This window comes from Pedococcus cremeus, assembly GCF_900111375.1.
Taxonomy (GTDB): Bacteria; Actinomycetota; Actinomycetes; order Actinomycetales; family Dermatophilaceae; genus Pedococcus_A; species Pedococcus_A cremeus.
On record NZ_FOHB01000004.1, the window covers coordinates 212,207 to 236,455 of the forward strand.

Here is a 24,249-nt window from a genome sequence, read left to right on the forward strand (position 1 = left end):
CGGGGCGCCTACTTGCCGGAGGTGCCGGCGCTGCGGAGGTTCTGGCAGGCCTCGACGACCCGCTGGGCCATGGCCGCCTCGGCCTCCTTGCCCCAGGCGCGAGGGTCGTACTGCTTCTTGTTGCCGACCTCGCCGTCGATCTTCAGGACGCCGTCGTAGTTCTTGAACATGTAGCCGGCCACTGGGCGGGTGAAGGCGTACTGGGTGTCGGTGTCGATGTTCATCTTCACCACGCCGTAGTCGACGGCCGCGGCGATCTCCTCGGCCGAGGAGCCGGAGCCGCCGTGGAAGACCAGGTGGAACGGCTTCTCGTCGGGGGTGCCGAACTCGCGGTGCACGGCGTCCTGGGCCGCCTTGAGCACCTCGGGGCGCAGCTTGACGTTGCCCGGCTTGTAGACGCCGTGGACGTTGCCGAACGTCAGGGCCGTCATGAAGTAGCCGTTCTCCCCGGTGCCGAGGGCCTTCGCGGTGGCGATGGCGTCCTCCGGCGTGGAGTAGAGCTTGTCGTTGATCTCGTTGGCGACACCGTCCTCCTCACCACCGACGACACCGACCTCGATCTCCAGGATCACGTTCGCGGCCTGGCAGGCGTCGAGCAGCTCGCGGGCGATCTCGAGGTTCTCCTCGAGCGGCACGGCCGAGCCGTCCCACATGTGCGACTGGAACCACGGCGTGCCGCCGGCCTTGACGCGCTCGGTCGACGCGGCGAGCAGCGGGCGGACGAAGCCGTCGAGCTTGTCCTTGGGGCAGTGGTCGGTGTGCAGGGCGATGTTGACGTCGCAGTTCTTGGCGACCTCGTGGGCGTAGGCCGCGAGTGCCAGCGAACCGGTGACCATGTCCTTGACGGTCGGGCCGGAGAGGTACTCCGCGCCGCCGGTCGAGACCTGCACGATGCCGTCGCTGCCGGCCTCGGCGAACCCGCGGATGGCCGCGTTGAGCGTCTGGCTGGACGTGACGTTGATGGCCGGGTACGCGAAGGAGCCCTTCTTCGCGCGGTCCAGCATGTCGGCATACACCTCTGGGGTGGCGATGGGCATGGTCTCTCCTCTTTGAGATCGGAAGGTCCTCGTGCGAGGTCCCGGTGCGCTGCTCCGCGACCGATCTTTCCATGCCTCGACACCGCTCGCGTAGGGGCCGTCAGGCCCGGGTCAGGCGCGTCAGGGCCGTGCGGCTCCCAGCTCGGGCTCGAGCACGTACGGCGTGGTCGTGGAGACCTGGTGCAGGCCGGCGCGCTCGAGGATGGGCCGCGAGTGCGGCGAGGCGTCGACGCGCAGGTAGCGGTGGCCGTGCTCGAGGGCGAGGCCGGCACGGTGTGCCACGGTGGCGCGGTAGAGGCCACGGCGCCGCCAGTCAGGATGGGTGGCACCGCCCCAGAGACCGGCGAAGTCGGTGCCCTCGACCATGCGCAGCCACGAGGCGCACAGCACGGGGCCGTCGGGCGACTCCTCGACCACGCAGCCGCGCACGAGGTCGGGACGCGCGCGCATCTCCTCGCCGAAGCGCATGGTGATCCACCGGGTGCCGGGCCAGACCAGGTCGTGCAGGTCGGCGATCCGCTCGAGGTCGCGGTCGAGGTCCGGGCCGACCTCGAGGGAGCGCACCCGCACGCCCTGCGGCAGCTCGACGTCGACGGCGACCACCTCGGCGTCGCCCAGGATGAGCGCCTCGAGCTCCTCCGGCACGAAGCCGGCCGCGGCCAACCGGTCGCCGAGGTCGGCAGGAGAGTCGTAGCCGTACGTCTTCCACTCCACCCGCTGCCCACGCCCCGCGAAGAAGTCCCGCTGGGCGCCGATCAGGGCGTCGGGGTCGTCGCCGAGACCCTCGGGGCTCTCGATCATCGCGCCCGGCGTCGTCGGGTCGGAGGGGTAGTTGCGGTGCACCAGCCCGTCGCGTTCGACGACGTTGCCCTCCTCGACGTCGCGGTCGTGCAGGCGGATCTGCTGGTGGAAGGCGTCGAGGAGTGCGTCAGGGCTGGGGGTCACGCGCCGATTCGACCGGACCGGCCCCCATGGCGTCCAGCGCATTTCGGCGCGCCTCCAGCAGGGCTCGCTCGGCGTCGTTGCCGCAGAGCTCCAAGGCCGCCCCGTATGCCGCGTCCGCACCGTCGCGGTCGCCGGCGCGGCTGAGCAGCTCGGCGCGGACCGCGGGCAGGCGGTGGCTGTGCGGAAGGTGGTCCTCGAGCCCGTCGAGCAGGGCCAGGCCGGCGGCGGGCCCCTCCGACTCGGCGACGGCGACCGCCCGGTTGAGCCGCACCACGGGCGAGCCGGTCAGCTCCTCCAGCTCGGCGTAGCGGGCGGCGATCCGGTGCCACTGCGTGTCGGCGGCTGTGGGGGCGATCGCGTGCTCCGCGGCGATCAGCGCCTGCAGGAGGTACTCGCCGGCCACACCGTCGACGGGCCGGCGGGCCAGGGGTTCGAGGAGCCCGAGGGCCTCGGCGATCTCGTCGTGGCGCCACCGGCCACGGTCCTGGTCGGGCAGCAGCACCGGCAGGCCGTCGGGGCCGACGCGGGCGTCGCGACGCGAGTGCTGCAGCAGCATCAGGGCCAGCAGCGCGTCGAGGGCCGGCTGCCCCGGGAGCACCTCGCGGAGCACGCGCGTCAGGCGGATCGCCTCGCCGGCGAGGGCGGTGCGGGTCACGTCCGGCCCCGTGCCGGGGGCGTAGCCCGCCGTGAAGGCGAGGTAGGCCACCGAGGTGACGACGCCGACCCGCGCGTCGCGGGCGGGGCCGTCAGGCGGAACGGTGAACGGGGCACCGGTGGCGGCGAGGCGCCGCTTGGTCCGGGTGAGCCGGGCAGCCATGGTCGGTTCGGGCACGAGGAAGAGCCGGGCGATGTCGGAGGTCGGCACCCCGATGACCAGCCGCAGCGACAGCGCGGCGGCCGACTCCGGCGCCAGGGACGGGTGGGCGCAGAGGAACACGAGGCGCAGCCGCTCGTCGGCCAGCAGCCCGCCCGGGTCGGCCATGACGGCCGCCGCGTCGTGCCGGGTCTGCGCGTCGACGACGAGCAGCGGCTCCTTGCGTGCGGCCACCGCCTCTGCGCGCAGCCGGTCGAGGACCCGGCGACGGGCTGCGGTGAGCAGCCACGCCGCCGGGTTCACCGGTACGCCCTCGGCCGGCCAGTGCCGGGCCGCGGACTCGAACGCCTCACCGAGGCCGTCCTCGGCGAGGTCGAGGCGCCGGAACTGGGCGACGAGCAGGGCCAGCAGCCGTCCCCAGTGCTCGCGGAACGCCTCCTCGAGCGCGGTCTGCGGGGCGGGCCCGGCAGGTCCCTGCCCGCGACCGTGCTCGGGTCGGCTCACCGCTCCTCGAAGCCCTCGACCCGCACGACCGGGCGGATCTCGAGCGAGTACGCCTTCGGCAGCAGGGCGCACAGCTCGGTCATCGTGTCGAGGTCGTCGGCGTCGACGAGGTAGAACCCGCCGACCACCTCCGTGCTCTCGGCGAACGGCCCCTCGGTCAGCACCGGGCTGCCGTCGCGGTGGCGCAGGGTCGTCGCGGTCTCGGGGCCGGCGAGGGCCTCACCGGCCACCAGGTGCGCCCGCTCCTTGACGGCGTCGTGGAACGTCAGGTGCTCCTGGTGGTACCGCTGGCGCGTCGCCTCGTCGGCGTCGGACCAGACGGTGGGCTCGTAGGCGATGGTGACGAAGTAGCGCATCAGTGCTCATCCCTTGCGAGGTCACGGAACTCGATGAGCTCCCCGCGCGACGAGAACTCGGTGCAGATCCTCACCAGGGCGGCCCGGTCGGGGCTGTCGATCAGGTAGAAGCCGACGACCTGCTCGACCGACTCGGTGAACGGCCCGTCGGTGACCACCGTGCCTCCCGCGTCGTCGGGGCGCATCGAGATCGCCTCGGCCGACGGCCTGAGCGGACTCGTGGCCACCACCGTGTGGCCACCGGCGGCGAGGTCGCGGTGGAACTGCTCGTGCGAGCGCATCCCGTGCTCGTGGTCCTCGGGCGGGAGGTTGGCCCACAGCGCCTCGGGCGCGGGCAGGAGCACCAGGTGCCGCGTCGTCCCGGTGATGCGCGTGCCGGTGTCAGTCGTGCCCGTGTTGGTCGTGCCCGTGTTGGTCGTGCCCGGCCCGCTCATGCCTCACGGTCCTCGGGCTTGACCACGCGCCGCACCTCGATGCCGTCACCGAGCGCGGCGATGATCTGGCAGCAGTCCACCAGGTCGTCGAGGTCGTCGGTCTCCACCTGGTAGAAGCCGCCGACCTGCTCGGTCACCTCGGCGAACGGCCCCTCCGTGACCACTCCACCGCCCCGCGGGATGCGGCGGCCCTCGCTCGTGGCGTGCAGCTCGGCGCCGCCGGTGATCTTGTGCCCTCGTGAGGCGAGCTCCTGCGCGAACCTGGCGTACTCGGCATAGCCCGCCTGTCGCTTCTCGGCGTCCATCGTGGTCCACCAGCGGTCGGCGTCCCCCACGATCAACACGACGTACTCGGTCATGGTCGTTCCTCTCATCGGTGAGTGCTTGCACCGTGGTGACGCGCGAGCGGTCCCCTATTCGACAGCCTGCCCGACAGAATCCACCGCTTGCGCGAAAACATGTCGCCGGACCCACGCATGCATGGCGACCGCGGCGGCCGCGCCCGCGTTGATCGATCGGGTCGACCCGAACTGGGCGATGTCGAGCACGGCCACGCACGCCTGCCGCATCTCCTCGCTCAGCCCGGGTCCCTCCTGGCCGAAGACGAGGACGCACTCGCGTGGGAGGTCGTAGGTCTCGAGCGGCACGGAGCCGGGCAGGTTGTCGATGCCGATGAGCGGTATGCCGCGTGGCCGGCTGTGTGCGTCGGCGCCGGTCGCGTCGCTCCGGGTCGAGTCGCTGCCGGCGGTGGCAGCCCAGGCCACGAGGTCCGTCACCGTGGGGTGGTGGTGCTCGTGCTGGTAGCGGTCGGTGACCATGGCGCCCCGCCGGTTCCAGCGCCGCCGGCCGACGATGTGGAAAGCCTTGGCGTTGAAGGCGTTCGCCGTTCGGATGACCGAGCCGATGTTGAAGTCGTGGCCCCAGTTCTCCACCGCCACGTGGAAGTCGTGCCGCTGCGCGTCGAGGTCGGCGACGATCGCCTCGTGCCGCCAGTAGCGGTAGCGGTCGACGACGTTGCGGCTGTCGCCGTTGCGGAGCAGGTCGGGGTCGTAGCGCTCGTCCTCCGGCCACGGGCCCGGCCAGGGACCGACGCCAACCCGGTCGCGTTCGTCGCTCACGCGGCCAACAATGGCAGCCATGCCCGAGACGACGCGGAAGCACCCCGACATGTGGGTCGAGCTCGAGGACGACCCTCGCCACCCCGACGACAACACACCCAAGGACGAGCGCGGGACGTACGTCGACTACCTGCGGCAGTACCGCCTCACCCTCGAGATGAAGTGCGAGGGGCTGAGCCCCGAGCAGCTGGCGACCCGCTCGGTGCCCCCGTCGACGATGTCCCTGCTCGGGCTGGTGCGTCACATGGCGGAGGTGGAGCGCGGCTGGTTCCGGCGCACCCTCGCCGGGCAGGAGGCGCCGCGGCTGTGGGGACCGCCGCAGCAGGACGCCGACTGGCTCGGGGCGGTCGGTGACCAGGCCTCGGTCGAGGAGGCCTGGGCTGCTTGGCGCGAGGAGGTCGCGTTCGCCGAGCAGTGGGTGCGCGAGAACCCCGACATGGGTCAGCTGGTCGACCACCACGGGAGTCCGGTCAGCGTGCGCGACGTGCTGGTGCACATGATCGAGGAGTACGCCCGGCACTGTGGTCACGCGGACCTGCTCCGCGAGCGCATCGACGGTCGCACGGGCCAGTAGGCCGGCCAGTAGGACGGCCGGCACCGGCCAGCGCACAGCCGGGCCGGGGTTCAGCCGCCGAGCTCCTCGAAGAGGGTGAGCTGGATGCCGCCCGGCGTCTCCAGCCGCGCGTTCAGCGAGTCCCACGGCGTCCGGGTCGGCTCGGCGACGAGCTGCGCCCCCGCCTCGACGGCGCGCCGGGTGGCACCGTCGGCGTCGGTGACCTCGAGGGCCAGCCGGAACTTGGGGCTGACCGGACGCCCCACCTCGACGCGGTCGATCAGCTCGACCTGGGCGGCGTTCGACAGCTCGAGGGTGGCCCGTCCCGCATCGAGGATGACGACCTCGGCGCCGCCCTCGCTCTCGACGTGGAGCTCCACCGGCAGGCCCAGGGTGTCGCGGTAGAACCGCACGGCCTCCTCGAAGTCGTCGACCTGGACGACGAGGCGCAGCTGCCGGACCGCAGCCGGCGTGGCTTCTTCCATGTGCCGAGCAACCCCGGTGAGCCTCCGCTGATTCCGCCTGCGCTCACCCCGCACGCGCCCCTTCGCCCCCGGACGGACCCTGTGGACAGCGAGGGTCCTTTGTCGGACCTCTCCCCTAGAGTCGTACACATGTTCGAGAGCGTGGAGGCCGTGGAGCACGAGGACCCCTTCGTGCTCGCCTCCGCGCTGGGCCGGCTCACCCTCGAGGACATCGACGCCATGACCCTGGCGGAGTCGGAGGCCGTCACGCTCGCCTCCCAACGCGTCATCAACGCCGTGTCCGCACGCCAGGTCGCGGCCATGGACACGCACGCCGCCCGCGCCGAGGAGCGCATCGAACGACGCCGGCAGGAGGCGCGCGAGGACGGCCGGCGGGTTCCCCTGGCCGCCGGCGGCCAGGACAGCGCGGCAGCCCTCGCCCCACTGCTGAAGGTCGCTCCTCGCACGATGAGCGCCCGACTGAACGACGCCCGTCGGCTCGTCAACGGGTTGCCCATGACGTTCGAGCTGCAGTGGTCCGGCGTGCTCGAGCCGTACCGCTCGGCCGCCGTCGTCCGCGAGTCAGCGGTGTTGCGGCTGCACCAGCTCGAGGAGTTCGAGGCTCGACTCCATCGCCGCGACATCTCACAGATGCCCGGTTCGCGACTGAGGAGCGCGGCCCGCCGGGAGGCCGAGAACACGGACCGCGCCGCCGTTCGACAAGCAGCGCAGAGGGCCGCCGAGGAGAGGTCGGTCCGGGTCGGCCCCGGCGAGGTCACCGGTATGTCCACCTGGACCCTCAACCTGCCGACCGCACAGTCGACGACCCTCTGGGCCGCGGTCGACGGGCTGGCCAACGAGTACGTCAGGAACACGGCAGGTCTGAAGGTCGGACAGGCCCGCGTCGACGCCCTCTTCGACCTCGTCATGGCGAACGCCGAGGTGCGCACCACCATCGAGCTCGTCGCCCCGATCGGCTCCGGCCCCGCCACGCGCATCGACGAGTCTCCGCTCGACCTGCGCGACGAACCCGAGCACGAGCTGCCGGCGGCCTTCGGCGGCGACGACGAGGGCTTTGGCGGTGACCACCACGCACAGCCGTCCGCGGTGGACCTCTGGGCAGCGGTCCAGGCCTCGACCGGCGCGCTCATGGACAGCGACACGGAGGCGTGGTTCGTCAGCGGACTGACCGAGGTGCCGACCCACGGCTCGCTCCTCCCCGAGACCGTCGTCAGTCTCCTCAGCGACCCCGACGTGACGCTTCGGGTCGCCTGGTCCGACCCGGTGACCGGCGCGATCCGCTCGCAGGACCCCCGCGCGTACCGCCCCAACGCTGCCGTCACCCGTCAGATTCGGTCCCGCGACGGGACCTGCCGGTTCCCGGGGTGCAGCCAACCGGCCAGACGCACGCAGATCGACCACGTGGTCCCGGCACCGGTCGGGCCCACCGAACCACCCAACCTGATGTGCCTCTGCGCCAGCCACCACCGCTTCAAGCACCACGGCGGCTGGCGGGCCGAGCTCTCGCCCGAAGGCATCTGCACCTGGACCGCACCGGACGGGCGCACCCACACCACGTGGCCGATGGACCGCCACGGTCGCAGCGCGGCCTGATCACAACGGGCACGGCCGGCGGCACGCTGGTCGGCACGGCGAGATTCGGGTGGGGCCCGCCACGCGGCATACCCTTGGGCGTGTGATGCACTCCCTCGGCCCTGACTGGATGGACCCCCAATGGCTGCTCGACCGCTTCGGCGGGCAGTTCTTCTGGGTGAGCGTGGCGATCGTCTTCATCGAGTGCGGCCTGCTCTTCCCCATCCTGCCCGGCGACTCGCTGCTGTTCGCCGTCGGGCTGTTCATCGCCGAGGGGTCGATCCAGCTCAACATCGTGGTGGCCTGCGTGATCCTGACGCTCGCCGCCTTCATCGGGAACGTCACCGGCTACGAGATCGGCCGTGCCATCGGCGCACCGCTGTACGAGCGTGAGGGCCGCTTCCTCAAGAAGAAGTACTTCGACGACACGCACGCCTTCTTCGAGAAGCACGGAGCCAAGGCGCTGGTCCTCGGCCGCTTCGTGCCGATCGTGCGCACCTTCATCACCGTCGTCGCCGGCGTCTCGCGCATGGACCGCCGGCACTTCTTCGTCTGGAGCGGTGTCGGCGCGGCCCTGTGGGCCACCGGCGTGACGCTGCTCGGCTACTTCCTCGGCCAGGCGTTCCCCGTGCTCAAGGACCACCTCGAGCTGGCCATCCTCGCCATCGTCGCCGTCTCGGTCATCCCGATGGTCATCGAGTTCGTGCGCCACAAGAGCGCCGCCCGCACGGTCATCGAGGAGACCGAGGAAGTCGTCGAGGACCTCGTCGACGGCCGCGACTGACCACGTCGCGACCGGCTCCACGTCGCGACTGACCGGCTCCACGCGACCTACTCGGGACTGTTCCCCGAGTCGCGCCCCAGCCGGTAGGGCGTCGTCACGCCCTCGTACATCACGTGGGCGATGAGCCCCTCCTGGGCGTGCGGCAGGTTGTGGCAGTGGTCCATCCAGATGCCGGGGTTGTCGGCCACGAAGGCGACGTCGAAGCTCTCGCCGCTGCGGACCTCGAGCGAGTCGGTCCACCACGGGCTGCCGGTGGCCTTCACGCCGTCGCGGGCGAGCACCACGACGTGGTGGCCGTGCAGGTGCATCGGGTGGGTCTCCCCCGAGCTGTTGCTGATCCGCACCCGCACCACGTCGCCCTCGCCGACCATGAACATCGGGATCTTCGGGTAGAGCTTCCCGTTCACCGACCAGTGCACGCCGGGCCGGCCGTTCACGAAGCCGGGCCGGCGGCCGATGGCGTACTCGAAGCGGCGGTCGGGGGTGTCGGGGTCGAACCGCAGCGGGGCCGGCGAGCCGTAGGACAGCAGGTCCACCGACTCCCTCGGCGCCCGCGTCGCAGTGGCTGACGACCCCGCCGGGCCCAGCACGAGTGCCGCACCGCCGAACTCCACACGCGCAGCCGCGCCTCCCGACGGCACTCGCACCCGCAGGTCCACCCGTCCGCCGGCGGGCACCAGCACCGAGCGGCCCTCCACCGGCGTCGGCTCGTTCACCTCCGTGCCGTCGACGGCCACCACCTCGTAGGCCGTCCCGCTCACCCAGACGGGCATGATCCCGCTGTCGGTGTTGACGACCCGCACGCGGGCGGTGCGACCGGACGGCACCACGACCGGCACGTCGCCCGTCTTCCCCTGCACGGTGCGCTTGCCGGCATACAGGTGTGACAGCGCCAGCACGTCGGCGTCCTCGGCGATCCCCTCTCGCGGGGTCACGACGAGCGCACCGAGCAGCCCGCGCACCACCTGCTCGTGCGAGACCTGGTGCGAGTGGTACCAGTACGTGCCGGTCTGCTTCGCCACGAAGCGGTAGGCGTGCGACTGCCCCGGCTTCACCGTGTCCTGGGTGACCCCAGCGACGCCGTCCTCGGCGTTCGGCACGTCGTAGCCGTGCCAGTGGAAGGTGGCGCCGTCCTTCACCGACTCGTTGACCAGGGTCACCTGCACCAGGTCACCCTGCCGCGCGCGGATCGTGGGTCCGGGCGTGGTGCCGTTCAACGTGTATGCCGTGACCGTCAGTCCCGGCGCGATGGTCACCCGCTGCTGGCGCGCGGTGATCGTCACCGCCACGTCGGGGGTGCCCTGCCGCCGCTCGACGAGGGTGGTGACATCGCGGGTGCCCGCCTTCGCGGGGGTGCCGACGCCGGATGCCCCGGCCAGGTGGCTGGTGTGTCCGCCGGTCAGGGCCCCGCCGAGGTCGGGCGGCCCCATGGCGGTCACGGCGTAGGAGGACGGCAGCAGGCTGCCCAGCCACATCCAGCCCAGCGAGCCCAGGAGGAGGAGGGCAGCGGCGACGGCCACGCCCAGGCGGAGGCGGCCTCGCCTGCGCCTGCGCGCGACCTCGTCAGGCTGCTCAGACGGCAACGCGCTCCGGCTGCTTCTCCACCCGCGGCGCCCCGGTCACCCTCGCCACGCGCAGGCCGGTCCAGGCCGCGGTGGAGAAGAGCGCCAGTGCGTTGATGCCGTGCAGCGCCCCGAGCCAGCTGAACGAGTGGCCGAGCAGCCCCAGCGTCACCTGCAGCGCGACCAGGCCGAGCACCCCGAACGCGAAGGCGATGCCACGCGGCACCTTCGCGAAGAACGACGAGACCACCAGCAGCAGGGCGATCGACGGGATCACCATCATCCCGTTCATGCCGTGGAACATGAACGCCGAGAACTCGGCGAAGGGGGCGTCGCCGCCGTCGAAGGCGCTCTCCATGGTGGCCTTGTCGACCACGCCACCGTTCTCGATCCACTTGCCCATGCCTGCGTCGCCCCACACGATGAACGACGCCTGGATGGCGACCTCCGCCGCCACCAGAAACGCGAGGACGCGATACACACCTCTCATCGAAGGACCTCTCTCTCCAGGGAGGCTCCGGGCACGGCCGCTTCCCGGCTGTCCATGGCCTCTGGGCGAAGATGGTGAGGGTCCCTGGGCGACCGCACCACCGCCAGTCGGGCGAGCGCGCCTACGCCTTTTGCTGTGAGCCGCCTGTGAACGGCTCACGCCTCCGAGCGGTCAGAGCTCCAGCAGGCCCAACCGGTATGCCGCGGTGACCGCCGCCGTGCGGTCGGCCACCCCGAGCTTCTCGAAGGCCCGCAGCAGGTGGGTCTTCACCGTCGCCTCGCCGATGTAGAGCTCACGGCCCACCTCGGCGTTCGACAGGCCGCGGGCGACGCAGCCGAGCACCTCCACCTCGCGGGCGGTGAGCGTCGGGCCGGCCGGCTCGGGAGCAGCGGGTGCCGTGTCGGCGCGCAGGCGTCCGGCGAGCCGGGCCACCACGGGCGGGGCGAGCACGGTCTCGCCGCGCGCGGCCGACCGCACCGCCTGGGCCAGCACCGAACGTGGTGCGTCCTTGAGCAGGTAGCCCATCGCCCCGGCCTCGACGGCCCGCACGATGTCGGCGTCGGTGTCGTAGGTGGTGAGCACGAGCACGGGCGGGCCGCCCGCGCCCCGGATGCGGGCGGTCGCCTCGGCGCCGTCGAGCACCGGCATGCGCAGGTCCATCAGCACCACATCGGGCTGGAGGGCGGCGACCCGCGTGACCGCCTCGGCCCCGTCGGCGGCCTCGCCCACGACCTCGAAGTCGGGCTCCTCCCCCAGCATCGCCACCAGGCCGGCACGCACGACGGGGTGGTCGTCGACCACGACCAGTCTCAGGCCCACACCTTCGCTCATCGAGGCACGCTCACACGCAGCGTGGTGCCCGAGCCTGGCGCGGTGTCGATGAGCAGCTCGGTGCCCAGGTCGGCCGCGCGGGACTGGGCGCCCACGAGCCCGAAGCCGGAGGGCGCAGCGCTGGGGTCGAAGCCCTGCCCGTCGTCGCGCACCTCGAGCCCGACCCGCTCGGGGTCGGCGTAGTCGAGCCGCACGGAGAACGTAGCGGCACCCGAGTGCCGGCGGATGTTGGCAATGGCCTCCTGCGCGGTCCGCAGCACGACGACCTCCGAGTTGGCAGCGGCCGCCACGGGCGAGCCGACCACGGTGAGGCTGCCGTCGATGCCCGACTCGGCCGAGGCGGTGTCGACCACCCGCTGCAGCGCCTCGGCGAGCGTGCCCTGCTGCAGGTGCCCCGGCGTCATCGCCGCGACGATGAGCCGAGCCTCGGCGAGGTTCTCCGCCGCGGTCGACTCGAGCAGGGCCAGCCGCTCGCGCACGGTCGCGAGGTCGCCCCGGTCGAGCGCGGCGTCGGCGGCCCGGGCCAGGGTCACCACCGAGGTGAAGCCCTGGGCCAAGGTGTCGTGGATCTCGCGGGAGAGCCGCTCGCGCTCGGCGAGGACGCCCTGCGCCCGCTCTGCAGCGGCGAGGTCGGCCTGCGTGCGGTGCAGCACCTCGATCGTGTCGGCCCGCCGCTCCATCTCCTCGACGAGCACGTGGATGAGCAGCCCCATGCCGAGCAGAGCGCGAGGCCGATGGCCGAGGAGATCAGCACCGCTGCGAGAGTCGACGTCGAGGGCGGCAGGGTGGCGAGGCGCACGACCGTCAGCGCGGCGATGACCCCGACCGTGGTCCACGTGGCGACCCGACGGTTCAGCAGCGCCCAGGTCTGCGGGAACAGCGCGAAGGAGAGGAAGTAGTAGTCGCCCTGCGGGTTCAGGGCGACTATGGCCAGGAACGCCGGCCACGCGATCGCGAGGTAGACGGCGCCCCACCGCATGCTGTGGCTGTGCAGCCCCCGGGCGCCGAACACGGCATACGCGAGGGCGATGACGACCACGCAGGCCGCACTGGCGACTCGGGGCCCGCGGTCGTCGACCGCGGTGAGGTAGAGGGCGACGGCGAAGATGACGCCGGCGATGCCGTGCCAGAAGACGAGCTGGCGGCGCCAGACCCGGTCACGGTCCGGCTGCACGGCGGGGGCCGCGCAGGCCTCACCCCGGGTGCTCGCGGGAGTGTCGGTGACCACGGGTCAGACCGACCCGCGCTTGAACCAGCTGAACGTGCGCGCGCTCAGCACCAGCCCGGCGACCAGCCACAGCGTCAGCACGAGGGCGGTGAGCGGGTGCTCCCACGAGCCCGCGACCTCCTGCGTCTGCATGGCTGAAGGGTAGAAGACCGAGCGCATGCCCTGTGCGACCCACTTCAGCGGGAAGAGAGCGGCGACCTGCTGCAGCCACGCCGGGATGTCTCCGTAGGCGAAGTAGACGCCCGAGATGAACTGCAGGACGAGCAGCGGGCCGATCACCACCGCCCCGGCGGAGCGGGCCGAGCCCGCGACGGTCGAGTACGCGATGCCCAGCACGGTGCCACCGCCGACCCCGAGCAGGAAGACCCAGAGGAAGGTCAGCCAGGCCGACGGCTCGGTCGGCAGCGAGACGTCGAAGACCAGCCGGGTGACCACGAGCAGCAGGGCCAGCTGGGCCAGGGAGGTGGCCGCGACGAGCCCGACCTTGCCGAGGAAGTAGGCGACCGGCGGCATCGGCGTGCTGCGCAGCCGCTTGAGGGTGCCGTCGTCACGCTCCATCGAGACGCTGAGCGCCAAGGTCTGGAAGCTGGTCAGCATCACCCCGCCCGCGATCATGCCGGGCAGGAAGAACTGCGCTGCGCTGAGCTCGCTGCCGCCCTGACGGAAGCTGTCACCGAAGACGGCGGCGAACAGCGACAGCATCAGCACCGGGAAGAGGAACGAGAAGAACACCGACTCCCGCTCGCGGAAGTACATCTTCAGCTCGAGGACCGTCCGGTCGACGGCGATCGCGGCCAGGCTCATCGGGCCACCTCCTCGACGACGGGGCGCTCGACCGACACCGCGTGCGGCTCGATGAGCCGGAGGTAGGTGTCCTCCAGGGTCGGGCGGGCCACCACGAGCTCGGGCACCTCACCCCCGAAGCGGGCCGCGAGCCGCGCGACCTCGGCGGTCGGCTCGGCCGTGCTGAGGGTGCGCACCCCGCCGTCCTCGCGCCACGACACGGTGGCCTCCTGCGCGTGCCGGCCGCCCAGCTGCGCCGGGGTGTCGACGGTGAGCATCCGCCCGCCGGCGATGACCCCGACCCGGTCGGCCAGCTGCTCCGCCTCGTCGAGGTAGTGGGTGGTCAGCACGATGGTCGTGCCGTCACCGGCGAGCCCGGCGATGAGGGCCCAGAAGTCACGCCGGGCGCGCGGGTCGAAGCCGGTCGTCGGCTCGTCGAGGAACAGCAGCTCCGGCCGGCCGATGATGCCCATGCCCACGTCGAGGCGCCGGCGTTGGCCACCCGACAGCGAGGCGGTGCGGGCGTCGCGCTTCTCCCCCAACCCGACCCATTCGAGGACCTCGTCGACGTCGCGGGGTTGTCGGTAGACCTTCGCGGTGCTGGCCAGCGCCTCCCGGACCGTGAGGAGGTCGAGGCCGCGTGAGCTCTGCAGCACGATGCCGAGCCGCTGCCGCCAGTCGAGCCCGGCCGACTGCGGGTCCTCACCGAGCACCTCGACCCGGCCGCCGTCACGGCGCCGGAAGCCCTCGAGGACCTCGACCGTGGTCGTCTTGCCGGCGCCGTTCGGCCCCAGCAGCGCGAACACCTCGCCGGCGTGGATCTCGAGGTCCAGCCCGGCGACGGCGGGCACCCCGGAGTAGGTCTTGTGCAGTCCCTCGACGAGGACGGGTGAGGTCATGCCGTCAGCCTGCCCGGGTGCTGACCGGTGTCGGGAGCGTCGACCGGCTGACCTGCCGTCCACCGACCGGTGGACGGGGCGCTACTGCGCGGGCGGCTGCGGCGCGGGCGGCTGCGGCGCCGGCGGCTGCGGCGAGCCCTCGGCCGGACCGGCCGGAGCGCTGGGAGCCGCCGGAGCGCTGGGAGCCGCACCACCGGCATACCCCGCGGGCGGCGGGATGGTGGCGTCGCGCTGGCCGAAGTCGACGCGCACCGGCTCGCGCTCGGCACCCTCGGCCTCGAAGTACTCGGCCCGGTGGATGCCGAACATGCCGGCCACGACGTTGCTCGGCACCGTCTCGACGCGGGTGTTGAGCTCGCGGACGTTGGCGTTGTAGTAGCGCCGGGCGGAGGCGATGCGGTCCTCGGTGGAGGTCAGCTCACCCTGCAGCGCGAGGAAGTTCTGGTTCGCCTTCAGGTCGGGGTAGGCCTCCGCCACCGCGAACAGCCGGCCGAGCGCGGCGCTGAGGGCACCCTCGGACTGGGCCTGCTGGGCCGGGCCCTGGCCGCCGGCCATCGCCGCCGACCGCGCCTTCATGACGTCCTCGAGGGTGCCCCGCTCGTGGGCGGCGTAGCCCTTGACGGTCTCGACGAGGTTGCCGATGAGGTCGTGCCGGCGCTTGAGCTCCACGTCGATCTGGCGCCAGGCCTCCTGCACCCGGTTCCGCAGGGTGACCAGGCCGTTGTAGATGCCGACCGCCCCGAGGGCGAGCAGCACCACGACGACGACGATGATGATCCAGACCCACATGGCGCTCTCCCCTGTCTCGCGGTCTGCGTCGATCCTAGTGCGCGGGTGCCGCTGGCCAGCGGTTGCAGCGCCTCAGGGGCGGGTCGAGAGTGGTGCGCATGCCTGAGCAGAGCACCGAAGAGACCCTCGCCCAGATCCCGGCCCAGGAGCAGGAATGGCCCGGCCACACCGCGCCCATGAACCCGGCGCCCGACCACGGCGAGGAGTCGTGGACCGGCCGTGACCGGCTCACCGGCAAGCGGGCCCTCATCACCGGCGGCGACTCCGGCATCGGCCGCGCCACCGCGATCGCCTTCGCCAAGGAGGGCGCCGACGTCGCCATCGCCTTCCTGCCCGAGGAGGCCGAGGACGCCGAGCAGGTGCGCGCCGCGGTCGAGAAGGCCGGCCGCAAGTGCGTGCTCATCCCCGCCGACATCCGCACCGAGGAGGCCGCGCGCGAGGTCGCCGACCGCGCCCGCAGCGGCCTCGGCGGCATCGACGTGCTCGTCAGCAACGCCGCCTTCCAGATGGCCCAGCCCGACCTCGAGGCGTTCCCGCCCGGCCAGCTCGAGCGCACCTTCCAGACCAACGTCTTCGCGACGTTCTGGCTGACCCAGGCGGTCGCGCCCACCATGGACCCCGGGTCCGCCGTGCTGGTCACCACGTCGATCCAGGCGTTCTCGCCGTCCGAGCCGCTGCTCGACTACGCCGCCACCAAGGCCGCCCTGAACAACCTCATGGTCAACCTCGCGGCGATGCTGGGCCCCCAGGGCATCCGGGTCAACGCGGTCGCCCCCGGCCCGATCTGGACCCCGCTCATCCCGGCCACCTTCGACGCCGACAAGGTCGAGGGCTTCGGCGCCGACACCCCGCTCGGCCGGGCGGGGCAGCCCATCGAGGTCGCGAGCGCCTTCGTCTACCTCGCCTCCGACGAGGCGAGCTACGTCTCCGGCACCGTCCTCGGCGTCACCGGCGGCAAGCCGGTCTTCTGAGCCACCACGCAACAGAGGCGGTATGCCGCGGGCACCCGGCCCCGCGGCATACCGCCTCTGCGTGTGGCAGGCGGAGGTGGGGAGGCGGCCTCAGGCGAGGCCGAGCTCCTGGAGCCCGTAGACGAAGCGGTACTCGAGACCGGCGTCGGCGAACTTCTCGGCGGCACCGGTCGCGCGGTCGGCGATGGTCGCCACCGCGACCACCTCGGCACCGGCCTCGCGGGCGGCGGTCGCGGCCTCGAGCGGGGAGGCACCGGTGGTGGAGGTGTCCTCGACGATGAGCACGCGGCGGCCCTCGATCGACGGGCCCTCGATGCGCTGCTGGAGGCCGTGCGCCTTGCCGGCCTTGCGGACGACGAACGCGTCGAGCCGCTTCCCGGCCGCGGCGCTGGCGTGCAGCATCGACGTGGCGACGGGGTCGGCGCCGAGGGTCAGCCCGCCGACGGCGTCGAAGTCGAGGTCGTCGACGAGGTCGAGCATGACCCGGCCGACGAGCGGCGACGCCTCGCCGTCGAGGGTGATGCGGCGCAGGTCGACGTAGTAGTCGGCCTCCTTGCCCGAGGACAGGGTCACCCGGCCGTGGACGATGGCCTTGGCCTTGACGATGTCGAGGAGGCGGGCCCGGGCAGAGTTCACGTCTGTGGTCACAGCGGTGTCAGTCACAGGCCGCCAGCCTAGCCCTGACGGGCCTTGGGGCGGTGCACCGTCCGCGCCCGGCTGCGCACGAGCGAGCGCGGGGCGAACCGCAGGCCCGCGACGATGGCCTTGTACTGCGGCCCCGGCACCGACACCACGCGACCCTTGGCCACGTCGTCGAGGCAGTCGGTCACCAGGCGGTCGGCGTCGAGCCACATGAACTTCGGCAGCCGCGACATGTTGAGCTTCGCGCGGTCGTGGAACTCGGTGCGGGTGAAGCCGGGCAGCAGCGCCGTGGCGGTCACCCCCGTGCCGGCCAGCTCGGCGGACAGGCCCTCGGTGAAGACGGTGACGAAGGACTTGATGGCCGAGTACGTGCCGGACGTGATCTGCCCGGCGACCGACGAGACGTTGACGATGGCGCCGTGTCCGCGCTCGCGCATGGCTCGCGCGGCGGCGTGCGAGAGCACGAGGACGGCGCGCCCGAGCACGTCGAAGAACGCCTCCTCGTCGGCGATGTCGTTGTCGAGGAAGCGCTTCTTCAGCGCGTAGCCGGCGTTGTTGACCAGCAGGTCGACCGGTCGGGCCTGGTCGGCCAGCCGCTCGGCGACCTTGCCGGTCTCGGCCCGGTCGGACAGGTCGGCGACGAGGATCTCGGTGCCCACGCCGTACTTGGCGCGCAGGTCGTCGGAGACGTTCTCGAGGCGAGCCCGGTCTCGGGCGACGAGCACGACGTCGTGCCCGCGCTCGGCGAGCTGGTGGGCGAAGGACAGGCCGATTCCGGAGGTGGCGCCGGTCACCAGGGCGGTGCTCATGTGCCCCACTCTAGGCGCGCGCCACTTAGGGTGTCCGCGTGCGTATTGCCACGTGGAACGTCAACTCCATCCGCTCCCGCATCGACCGGCTCGAGGCGTGGCTGCAGCGGAGCGACGTCGACGTGCTGGCGATCCAGGAGACCAAGTGCCGCGACGACCAGTTCCCGTTCGACCGGCTCAAGGGCCTCGGCTACGAGGTGGCCCACTACGGGCTCAACCACTGGAACGGTGTGGCAGTGCTCTCCCGGGTGGGGCTGGAGGACGTCCAGCTCGGCTTCACCGACGTGCCCGGCTGGGGTGACCCGGTGGCGCCGGAGGCGCGGGCCATCGGCGCGGTCTGCGGTGGTGTGCGCGTCTGGTCGCTGTACGTGCCCAACGGCCGCACGCTCGACGACCCGCACATGCCCTACAAGCTCGAGTGGCTGGCCACGCTGAAGCGCAACGCCAAGCAGTGGCTCGCCGACGACCCCGCCGCCCAGGTGGCCCTTATGGGCGACTGGAACATCGCCCCGCAGGACGACGACGTCTGGGACATGGCCTACTTCCAGGGCCGCACCCACGTCTCCCCCGACGAGCGGGCGGCCTTCCAGGGCTTCCTCGACGCGGGGTTCGTCGACGTGGTGCGACCGCACGCCCCCGGCCCGGGCGTCTACACCTACTGGGACTACACCCAGCTGCGGTTCGCCAAGCGGCAGGGCATGCGCATCGACTTCGTACTCGGGTCCCCCGCGCTGGCCGGGCGGGTCGTCGGTGCCGCCATCGACCGCGAGGAGCGCAAGGGCAAGGGCGCCTCCGACCACGCCCCGGTGGTCGTGGAGCTGGAGGACTGACCGTGACGCCACAGGCGCCCCCGCTGTCGCAGCAGCCGCAGCCCGACCGCGAGCTCCATGTCGAGACACCGGACGGCGCGCTGCTGCGCGTGCTCGAGTACGGCGAGGACGACGACCCCCGCCTACCCACGGTGGTGCTCGCCCACGGGTGGACGCTCAGCCACCGGTCGTGGCTGCCGGTGCTCGATCGCCTGCGCAGCCAGCTCGACGTGCGCGTGGTCGTCTACGACCAGCGCGGCCACGGCTCCTCGACTCCCGGCCCGACGAGCCCGTCGGTGCGGGTGCTCGGCGACGACCTCGCCGCCGTCGTCTCCGCCGCCGCTCCCAAGGGCACGCTCGTGCTGGGCGGTCACTCCATGGGCGGCATGTCGGTGCTGGCGTACGCCGGCCGGCACCGCCGCGCGTTCCGCGCCCGGGTGCGCGGCACGGTGCTCGTCTCCACGGCTGCGGGCGACCTGTCGGTGCGCCGCAGCGCACCGGAGGCGTTCGTCATGCAGGCCCTCGCCCGTATGCCGCGGCTGCCGGCCGGGCGCGCGGTCAGCCTCTTCGGCCAGCAGCACCTGCTCTTCGGCGAGGGCGCCCGCGCCGAGGACGTCGCCGCCACCCGCGAGCAGGTCGCGGCCACCCACCTGCCGACCATCGGCCAATTCTACGCCGCCCTCGGTGACCACGACGAGCAGGAGGCCGCGGCGCAGTTCCGCGGCATCCCCACCGACATCATCGTGGGGGCCAAGGACCGGCTGACCCCGGTGCACCACAGCGAGCGGCTGCACGAGCTCATCGAGGGCTCGGAGCTGACCGTGCTGCCCAGGCTCGGCCACATGCTGACCTACGAGGCACCCGAGGTCCTCACCAAGGCCCTGGCGTCACACGTTCACGCGGCGCAGTCCCAGTCCGGCTGAGACCAGGGCCTCGAGCCGGGCGGCGACCTGGCGGTCAGGGGCGGGGCAGGTCGTCCCGGCGCACGCGGTACCAGCGGTGGTCGTAGCCCTCGAGCGCCACCTCGACGGTGCCGTCGGGCTGCGGCTCCTCCGACCCGCGGGCGACGAGGTCCTCGAGCCAGATGGGTCCCTCGCCCTCGGTGTCGCGCGGGTCGAGCGCGAAGGCCACCGTCACCGGTTCGGCGGCGAAGTTGTGCACGGCCACCACGCTCGAGCCCTCCCACGAGCACCGGTGCACCAGCACCTGGCGGAGCGGCTGCTGGAGCACGGTGAAGTCACCCCAGCCGAGCTCGGGGCACTCGCGGTAGGTCTGGATGAGGGCCCGCATGAAGTTCCAGAGCGAGTCGGGGTCGCGCTTCTGGTCGGCGACGTTGACGTGGTCGGGCCCGAACCCGCCGGGGACCACGGGCTGCACCAGCTTGCGGGCCGGGGCGGTCGAGAAGCCGCCGTTGGCGACCCGCTCCCACTGCATAGGCGTCCGCACGGCCATCCGGCCCTCGGAGGCGAGGTCCTCGCCCATGCCGATCTCCTCGCCGTAGTACAGCGTCGGGGTGCCGGGCAGCGAGAAGAGCAGGCTGTAGACCATCCGCACCCGGCGGGGGTCGGCGTCGAGCATGGGCGGCAGGCGTCGCTTGAGCCCGCGGCCGTAGATCTGCATCTCCGGCTCGGGGCCGAAGGCGGCGAACACCTCCTGGCGTTCGCTGTCGCTCAGCTTGTCGAGGGTCAGCTCGTCGTGGTTGCGCACGAACGTCGCCCACTGGCAGTCGGGGTGGATCGACGGCCGCGCCTTGAGCGCCTTGGCCAGCGGGCGGGCGTCCTGCCGGGCCAGCGAGAGGTACATCGCCTGCATGGAGATGAAGTCGAACATCATGTGCAGCTCGTCACCCGCCGTGCCGCCGAAGTACTGCCGCTGGTCCTTGTGCGGCAGGTTCACCTCGCCGAGCAGGATGCCGTCGCCGCGCCGCCGCCCGAGGAACGCCCGCAGCTCCTTGAGGTACTCGTGCGGGTCGCCGGGCACGTCCGGCGCCTCGGTGTCGATGTCGTCGACGAGGAACGGGACGGCGTCGACGCGGAAGCCGGCCATCCCCACCTGGAGCCAGAAGCCGATCGACTTCGCGATCTGGTCGCGCACCGCCGGGTTGCCGAAGTTGAGGTCGGGCTGGCAGCGGTAGAAGTGGTGGAGGTACCACTCGCCCGTCTTCTCGTCGAGCTCCCAGATGCTGTCCTCCTTGTCGGGGAAGACGACCTTGTCGGAGGTGTCGGGCGGCGGGTCGGAGCGCCACACGTAGAAGTCGCGGTACGGGTTGTCCTTGCTGCGCCGGGCCGCCTTGAACCACGGGTGCTGGTCGGAGGTGTGGTTGACGACGAGGTCGGCGATGACCCGTATGCCGCGGTCGTTGGCCGTGCGGATCAGCTCGACGAGGTCGCCGTGCGTACCGAGCCGCGGGTCGACGCCGAAGAGGTCGGTGACGTCGTAGCCGTCGTCGCGGTCCGGCGACGGGTAGAACGGCATCAGCCACAGGCAGGTGATGCCGAGCTCGGCTAGGTAGTCGATCCGCTGGGTCAGGCCGGGCAGGTCGCCGATGCCGTCGCCGTTGCCGTCGAAGTAGGTCTCGACGTCGACGCAGTAGATGACGGCGTTCTTCCACCACAGGTCACTGGTGTTGGACAGGCGTGTGGTCACGGTGCCTCCTCAGGCGCTGGGGCGTGCGGACCCGGGCGGGTCACGCGCCCTTCTCCGTCGCGAGCTCCTCGGCCGAGCAGTCCTCGGGGGAGGCCTCGTGTCCGTGTCGGCCCTTGGTGCGCTCGCGGGTCTTCATCTCCGCCTCGTAGACGTGCCGCTGGCCGCCCATCAGCTCGTCGCGCACGAGCTGGTCGATGCGCTTGAAGTCGGCGTAGTAGCCGGCGTCGAACGCCTCCACGATCTGGAAGGTCCACATGCCCGGCAGCACGTTGCGACCGACCATGTCGCGGTCGACCGTGTCGGCGAGCTCCTCGTGCCCGGCCTTGCGGAGCAGCTCGACGGCCTCGCCCAGCGCCAGGTCGGCGGTGCCGACGAGGCGGTGCAGGCCGTAGAGCCGTCCGCGCACCTCCTCGATGGCCTCGAAGGCCTCGCTCACCTTGCCCACGGCCTCGACCGTGGCGTCGCTGGCGCCCGGCGGGCGCTTGTGCAGGGGCTCGTCGGTCATGGGCCCAGTGTGGCGGCGCCCCCGCGGCTCCGCACAGGAACGCCGTCACCTCCGTCACCCACGGACCTGGCCGGGTCAGGCCACGGCGTGGTCGACCCCGCGTACGACCAGCCCGTCGAGGGTGTCGTCGCGGTCGACGAGCACCGTGTCGCCGTCGCGCACCTCGCCGGCGAGCAGCGCCTTCGCGAGGCGGTCGCCGATCTCCTTCTGCACCAGTCGGCGCAGCGGCCGGGCGCCGTAGGAGGGGTCGTAGCCGGTGAGGGCCAGCCACTCGCGGGCCGCGTCGGTCACGTCGAGGGTGATCCGGCGGTCGGCCAGGCGGGTGCCCAGCTGGCGCACCTGCAGGTCGACGATGTGGGCGAGCTCCTCGGTGGTGAGCGGGTCGAACACCACGACCTCGTCGAGCCGGTTGAGGAACTCCGGCTTGAAGGCGGCTCGCACCGCCGCCATGACGGCCTCCTTCTTGTCCTCGGGCGCCATCACCGGGTCGATGAGGAACTGCGAGCCGAGGTTGGAGGTCATCACGAGGATGACGTTGCGGAAGTCGACGGTGCGGCCCTGGCCGTCGGTGAGCCGACCGTCGTCGAGCACCTGGAGCAGGATGTCGAAGGTCTCCGGGTGGGCCTTCTCGACCTCGTCGAGCAGCACGACCGAGTAGGGCCGGCGGCGCACCGCCTCGGTGAGCTGGCCGCCCTCCTCGTAGCCGACGTAGCCGGGCGGGGCTCCGATGAGTCGGGCCACGGCGTGCCGCTCGGAGTACTCGCTCATGTCGATGCGGACCATCGCCCGCTCGTCGTCGAAGAGGAAGTCGGCGAGCGACTTGGCGAGCTCGGTCTTGCCGACACCGGTCGGGCCGAGGAAGAGGAAGCTGCCGGTCGGGCGGTCGGGGTCGGCGAGGCCGGCTCGGCTGCGGCGCACGGCGTCGCTGACGGCTCGGACGGCCGACTCCTGGCCGATGAGCCGGGAGCCGACGATCGACTCCATGCTCAGCAGCTTCTCGGTCTCGCCCTGCAGCAGGCGGCCGGCCGGGATGCCGGTCCAGGCGCTGATGACCTCGGCGATGTCGTCGGCGCCCACGCGCTCCTTGACCATCGGGGCCTCGGCACCCGGTGCGGCCGAGGCACCGGCGGCCTCTGCCTCGGTGGCGGCGGCCAGCTCCTTCTCGAGCGTCGGGATGTCGCCGTAGAGCAGCTTGGAGGCACCGCCGTAGTCGCCCTCGCGCTGGAGGCGGTCGGCCTGGGTGCGCAGGTCGTCGAGCTTCGCCTTGAGCTCGCCGACCCGGTTCAGGCCCGACTTCTCCTGCTCCCAGCGGGCGTTGAGCGCGGCGAGCTGCTCGCTCCGGTCGGCGAGGGTCTTGCGCAGGGCCTCGAGCCGCTCCCTGGACGCCTCGTCGGTCTCGTTCTGCAGGTGCAGCTCCTCCATCTTCAGCCGGTCGACGGCACGGCGGAGCTCGTCGATCTCGACCGGGCTGGAGTCGATCTCCATGCGCAGGCGCGAGGCGGCCTCGTCGACGAGGTCGATGGCCTTGTCGGGCAGCTGCCGGCCGGTGATGTAGCGGTCCGACAGGCTGGCCGCGGCGACGAGGGCGGTGTCCTCGATCTCGACCTTGTGGTGCGCCTCGTAGCGCTCCTTGAGGCCGCGCAGGATCGCGATGGTGTCCTCGACGCTCGGCTCGCCGACGAAGACCTGCTGGAAGCGGCGCTCGAGCGCGGCGTCCTTCTCGATGTGCTCGCGGTACTCGTCGAGCGTCGTGGCGCCGACCATGCGCAGCTCACCACGGGCGAGCAGCGGCTTGAGCATGTTGCCGGCGTCCATGGCGGACTCGCCGGTGGCGCCCGCACCGACGACGGTGTGCAGCTCGTCGATGAAGGTGATGACCCGCCCGTTGCTGTCCCTGATCTCCTCGAGCACGGCCTTGAGGCGCTCCTCGAACTCACCGCGGTACTTCGCGCCGGCGACCATGGCGCCGAGGTCGAGGCTGATGAGCTGCTTGTCGCGCAGCGACTCGGGCACGTCGCCGTCGACGATGCGCTGGGCCAGCCCCTCGACGACGGCGGTCTTGCCGACGCCGGGCTCGCCGATGAGCACCGGGTTGTTCTTGGTGCGGCGCGAGAGCACCTGCACCACGCGGCGGATCTCGGCGTCACGGCCGATGACGGGGTCGAGCCGGCCGTCGCGCGCCATCTGGGTCAGGTCGGTGCCGTACTTCTCGAGGGCCTCCCCGGCCTCCGCGGGCGTCTCGCTGGTGACCTTCCGGCCCCCTCGCAGCGCGTCGACCTTGGCCTCCATGTCCTTGGCACCGCGCTTCTCCACGGCGGCGAGGTGGCCGGTCTCCGCGAGCGCGAGCAGGAGCAGGTCGAGTGCGAGGTAGGTGTCGCCCTTGGCCCGCATCAGGGTGTCGGCCTGCTGGAGGACCGCCGCGGCGTCCCGTCCGAGACCCGGCGGCTGGGCGGCACCCGAGGTGGTGGGCAGCGCGCGGAGCCGCGCGTCGGCCTGCCCCAGCACGTGCGCCGCACCGGTGCCGGCTGCCTGCAGCAGGGCGTCGGCCTGGGCGGTGTCGAGCTGGATGAGGGCGCTCGTGAGGTGGTCGGGGGTGATCTCGGGGTGGCCCGCGGCCTGCGCGGCACGCTGCGCGAGGGCGAGCGTCTCGGCCACCTTGGCGGTCGGCTTCAGCTCCATGGGT

Annotated in this window: 27 protein-coding genes; 6 read left to right on the forward strand and 21 right to left on the reverse strand. The window is 72.2% G+C overall.

Features of this window, described 5'->3' with window-relative positions; all coding sequences use genetic code 11:
• Window positions 1–8 precede the first annotated feature (8 nt).
• From fbaA to BMW78_RS09545, 7 genes are all read right to left on the reverse strand, one after another.
• Window positions 9–1,037, reverse strand: coding sequence for a class II fructose-bisphosphate aldolase (fbaA, locus tag BMW78_RS09515; RefSeq protein ID WP_091758676.1), 1,029 nt, complete (start codon window positions 1,035–1,037; stop codon window positions 9–11).
• A 120-nt stretch (window positions 1,038–1,157) separates the two neighbouring features.
• Window positions 1,158–1,982: a GNAT family N-acetyltransferase gene (locus BMW78_RS09520; RefSeq protein WP_218144298.1), complete on the reverse strand. Its 825-nt coding sequence runs from the start codon at window positions 1,980–1,982 to the stop codon at window positions 1,158–1,160.
• Window positions 1,966–3,300: an RNA polymerase sigma factor gene (locus tag BMW78_RS09525; protein WP_091758681.1), complete on the reverse strand. Its 1,335-nt coding sequence runs from the start codon at window positions 3,298–3,300 to the stop codon at window positions 1,966–1,968. The genes BMW78_RS09520 and BMW78_RS09525 overlap by 17 nt, the downstream gene beginning before the upstream one ends.
• On the reverse strand, window positions 3,297–3,656 hold the full coding sequence (locus BMW78_RS09530; RefSeq protein WP_091758683.1) for a YciI family protein: 360 nt from the start codon (window positions 3,654–3,656) through the stop codon (window positions 3,297–3,299). Before BMW78_RS09530 ends, BMW78_RS09525 begins: the two co-directional genes overlap by 4 nt.
• A complete protein-coding gene (locus BMW78_RS09535) occupies window positions 3,656–4,090 on the reverse strand; it encodes a YciI family protein (RefSeq protein ID WP_091758685.1) in 435 nt (144 codons plus the stop codon). Before BMW78_RS09535 ends, BMW78_RS09530 begins: the two co-directional genes overlap by 1 nt.
• Window positions 4,087–4,449, reverse strand: coding sequence for a YciI family protein (locus BMW78_RS09540; RefSeq protein ID WP_091758687.1), 363 nt, complete (start codon window positions 4,447–4,449; stop codon window positions 4,087–4,089). Before BMW78_RS09540 ends, BMW78_RS09535 begins: the two co-directional genes overlap by 4 nt.
• 54 nt (window positions 4,450–4,503) lie before the next feature.
• Window positions 4,504–5,208, reverse strand: a complete 705-nt coding sequence (locus tag BMW78_RS09545) for a TrmH family RNA methyltransferase (RefSeq protein WP_245735762.1) — start codon at window positions 5,206–5,208, stop codon at window positions 4,504–4,506.
• 19 nt (window positions 5,209–5,227) lie between these two features.
• Here BMW78_RS09545 and BMW78_RS09550 point away from each other — a divergent pair, with 19 nt between their 5' ends.
• Window positions 5,228–5,782: a DinB family protein gene (locus tag BMW78_RS09550; protein WP_091759139.1), complete on the forward strand. Its 555-nt coding sequence runs from the start codon at window positions 5,228–5,230 to the stop codon at window positions 5,780–5,782.
• Window positions 5,783–5,832: 50 nt separating this feature from the next.
• Here the strand turns inward: BMW78_RS09550 and BMW78_RS09555 are convergent, their stop codons facing one another.
• Window positions 5,833–6,246, reverse strand: a complete 414-nt coding sequence (locus tag BMW78_RS09555) for a VOC family protein (RefSeq protein WP_091758688.1) — start codon at window positions 6,244–6,246, stop codon at window positions 5,833–5,835.
• Window positions 6,247–6,375: 129 nt separating this feature from the next.
• Here BMW78_RS09555 and BMW78_RS09560 point away from each other — a divergent pair, with 129 nt between their 5' ends.
• Window positions 6,376–7,839 (forward strand): HNH endonuclease signature motif containing protein, encoded by a 1,464-nt coding sequence (locus tag BMW78_RS09560; RefSeq protein ID WP_091758690.1) that lies wholly within the window; start codon window positions 6,376–6,378, stop codon window positions 7,837–7,839.
• A gap of 85 nt (window positions 7,840–7,924) precedes the next feature.
• Entirely contained in the window at window positions 7,925–8,602 is a 678-nt protein-coding gene (locus BMW78_RS09565; protein WP_091758692.1) for a DedA family protein, read from the forward strand.
• A gap of 47 nt (window positions 8,603–8,649) precedes the next feature.
• On the opposite strand, the gene BMW78_RS09570 is transcribed toward BMW78_RS09565, so the two are convergent.
• From BMW78_RS09570 to BMW78_RS09605, 8 genes are all read right to left on the reverse strand, one after another.
• Window positions 8,650–10,122: a multicopper oxidase family protein gene (locus BMW78_RS09570; protein WP_245735763.1), complete on the reverse strand. Its 1,473-nt coding sequence runs from the start codon at window positions 10,120–10,122 to the stop codon at window positions 8,650–8,652.
• A 52-nt stretch (window positions 10,123–10,174) separates the two neighbouring features.
• Window positions 10,175–10,654, reverse strand: coding sequence for a COX15/CtaA family protein (locus BMW78_RS09575; RefSeq protein ID WP_143056204.1), 480 nt, complete (start codon window positions 10,652–10,654; stop codon window positions 10,175–10,177).
• A gap of 171 nt (window positions 10,655–10,825) precedes the next feature.
• Window positions 10,826–11,485, reverse strand: coding sequence for a response regulator (locus BMW78_RS09580; RefSeq protein ID WP_091758696.1), 660 nt, complete (start codon window positions 11,483–11,485; stop codon window positions 10,826–10,828).
• Window positions 11,482–12,021 (reverse strand): sensor histidine kinase, encoded by a 540-nt coding sequence (locus BMW78_RS09585; RefSeq protein WP_245735788.1) that lies wholly within the window; start codon window positions 12,019–12,021, stop codon window positions 11,482–11,484. The genes BMW78_RS09580 and BMW78_RS09585 overlap by 4 nt, the downstream gene beginning before the upstream one ends.
• A complete protein-coding gene (locus BMW78_RS21185) occupies window positions 12,015–12,713 on the reverse strand; it encodes a hypothetical protein (protein ID WP_245735764.1) in 699 nt (232 codons plus the stop codon). The genes BMW78_RS09585 and BMW78_RS21185 overlap by 7 nt, the downstream gene beginning before the upstream one ends.
• A 3-nt stretch (window positions 12,714–12,716) precedes the next feature.
• The gene (locus tag BMW78_RS09595) at window positions 12,717–13,517 is read right to left on the reverse strand and encodes an ABC transporter permease (RefSeq protein ID WP_091758702.1); all 801 of its coding nucleotides are present in this window, start codon (window positions 13,515–13,517) and stop codon (window positions 12,717–12,719) included.
• The gene (locus BMW78_RS09600) at window positions 13,514–14,395 is read right to left on the reverse strand and encodes an ABC transporter ATP-binding protein (RefSeq protein WP_091758704.1); all 882 of its coding nucleotides are present in this window, start codon (window positions 14,393–14,395) and stop codon (window positions 13,514–13,516) included. Before BMW78_RS09600 ends, BMW78_RS09595 begins: the two co-directional genes overlap by 4 nt.
• An 81-nt stretch (window positions 14,396–14,476) precedes the next feature.
• The gene (locus tag BMW78_RS09605; RefSeq protein ID WP_091758706.1) at window positions 14,477–15,184 is read right to left on the reverse strand and encodes a LemA family protein; all 708 of its coding nucleotides are present in this window, start codon (window positions 15,182–15,184) and stop codon (window positions 14,477–14,479) included.
• A 98-nt stretch (window positions 15,185–15,282) separates the two neighbouring features.
• On the opposite strand from BMW78_RS09605, the gene BMW78_RS09610 reads away from it, so the two are divergent.
• Window positions 15,283–16,155, forward strand: a complete 873-nt coding sequence (locus BMW78_RS09610; protein ID WP_091759144.1) for an SDR family oxidoreductase — start codon at window positions 15,283–15,285, stop codon at window positions 16,153–16,155.
• Window positions 16,156–16,245: 90 nt separating this feature from the next.
• On the opposite strand, the gene pyrE is transcribed toward BMW78_RS09610, so the two are convergent.
• Both pyrE and BMW78_RS09620 read right to left on the reverse strand, forming a co-directional pair.
• Entirely contained in the window at window positions 16,246–16,818 is a 573-nt protein-coding gene (gene pyrE / locus BMW78_RS09615) for an orotate phosphoribosyltransferase (protein WP_245735765.1), read from the reverse strand.
• Between the two features lie 11 nt (window positions 16,819–16,829).
• Window positions 16,830–17,606 (reverse strand): SDR family NAD(P)-dependent oxidoreductase, encoded by a 777-nt coding sequence (locus BMW78_RS09620; RefSeq protein WP_091758710.1) that lies wholly within the window; start codon window positions 17,604–17,606, stop codon window positions 16,830–16,832.
• A 38-nt stretch (window positions 17,607–17,644) separates the two neighbouring features.
• Here BMW78_RS09620 and BMW78_RS09625 point away from each other — a divergent pair, with 38 nt between their 5' ends.
• Both BMW78_RS09625 and BMW78_RS09630 read left to right on the forward strand, forming a co-directional pair.
• On the forward strand, window positions 17,645–18,436 hold the full coding sequence (locus BMW78_RS09625) for an exodeoxyribonuclease III (protein WP_091758712.1): 792 nt from the start codon (window positions 17,645–17,647) through the stop codon (window positions 18,434–18,436).
• Between the two features lie 2 nt (window positions 18,437–18,438).
• Complete coding sequence (locus BMW78_RS09630) at window positions 18,439–19,338, forward strand: alpha/beta fold hydrolase (protein WP_177180336.1); 900 nt, start codon at window positions 18,439–18,441, stop codon at window positions 19,336–19,338.
• A gap of 34 nt (window positions 19,339–19,372) precedes the next feature.
• On the opposite strand, the gene BMW78_RS09635 is transcribed toward BMW78_RS09630, so the two are convergent.
• The 3 genes from BMW78_RS09635 to clpB form a co-directional block, all read right to left on the reverse strand.
• The gene (locus BMW78_RS09635; RefSeq protein WP_218144301.1) at window positions 19,373–21,061 is read right to left on the reverse strand and encodes an alpha-amylase family protein; all 1,689 of its coding nucleotides are present in this window, start codon (window positions 21,059–21,061) and stop codon (window positions 19,373–19,375) included.
• Window positions 21,062–21,101: 40 nt separating this feature from the next.
• Window positions 21,102–21,566, reverse strand: coding sequence for a hypothetical protein (locus BMW78_RS09640; RefSeq protein ID WP_091758714.1), 465 nt, complete (start codon window positions 21,564–21,566; stop codon window positions 21,102–21,104).
• A 75-nt stretch (window positions 21,567–21,641) separates the two neighbouring features.
• Entirely contained in the window at window positions 21,642–24,245 is a 2,604-nt protein-coding gene (gene clpB, locus BMW78_RS09645) for an ATP-dependent chaperone ClpB (protein ID WP_091758716.1), read from the reverse strand.
• Window positions 24,246–24,249 lie beyond the last annotated feature (4 nt).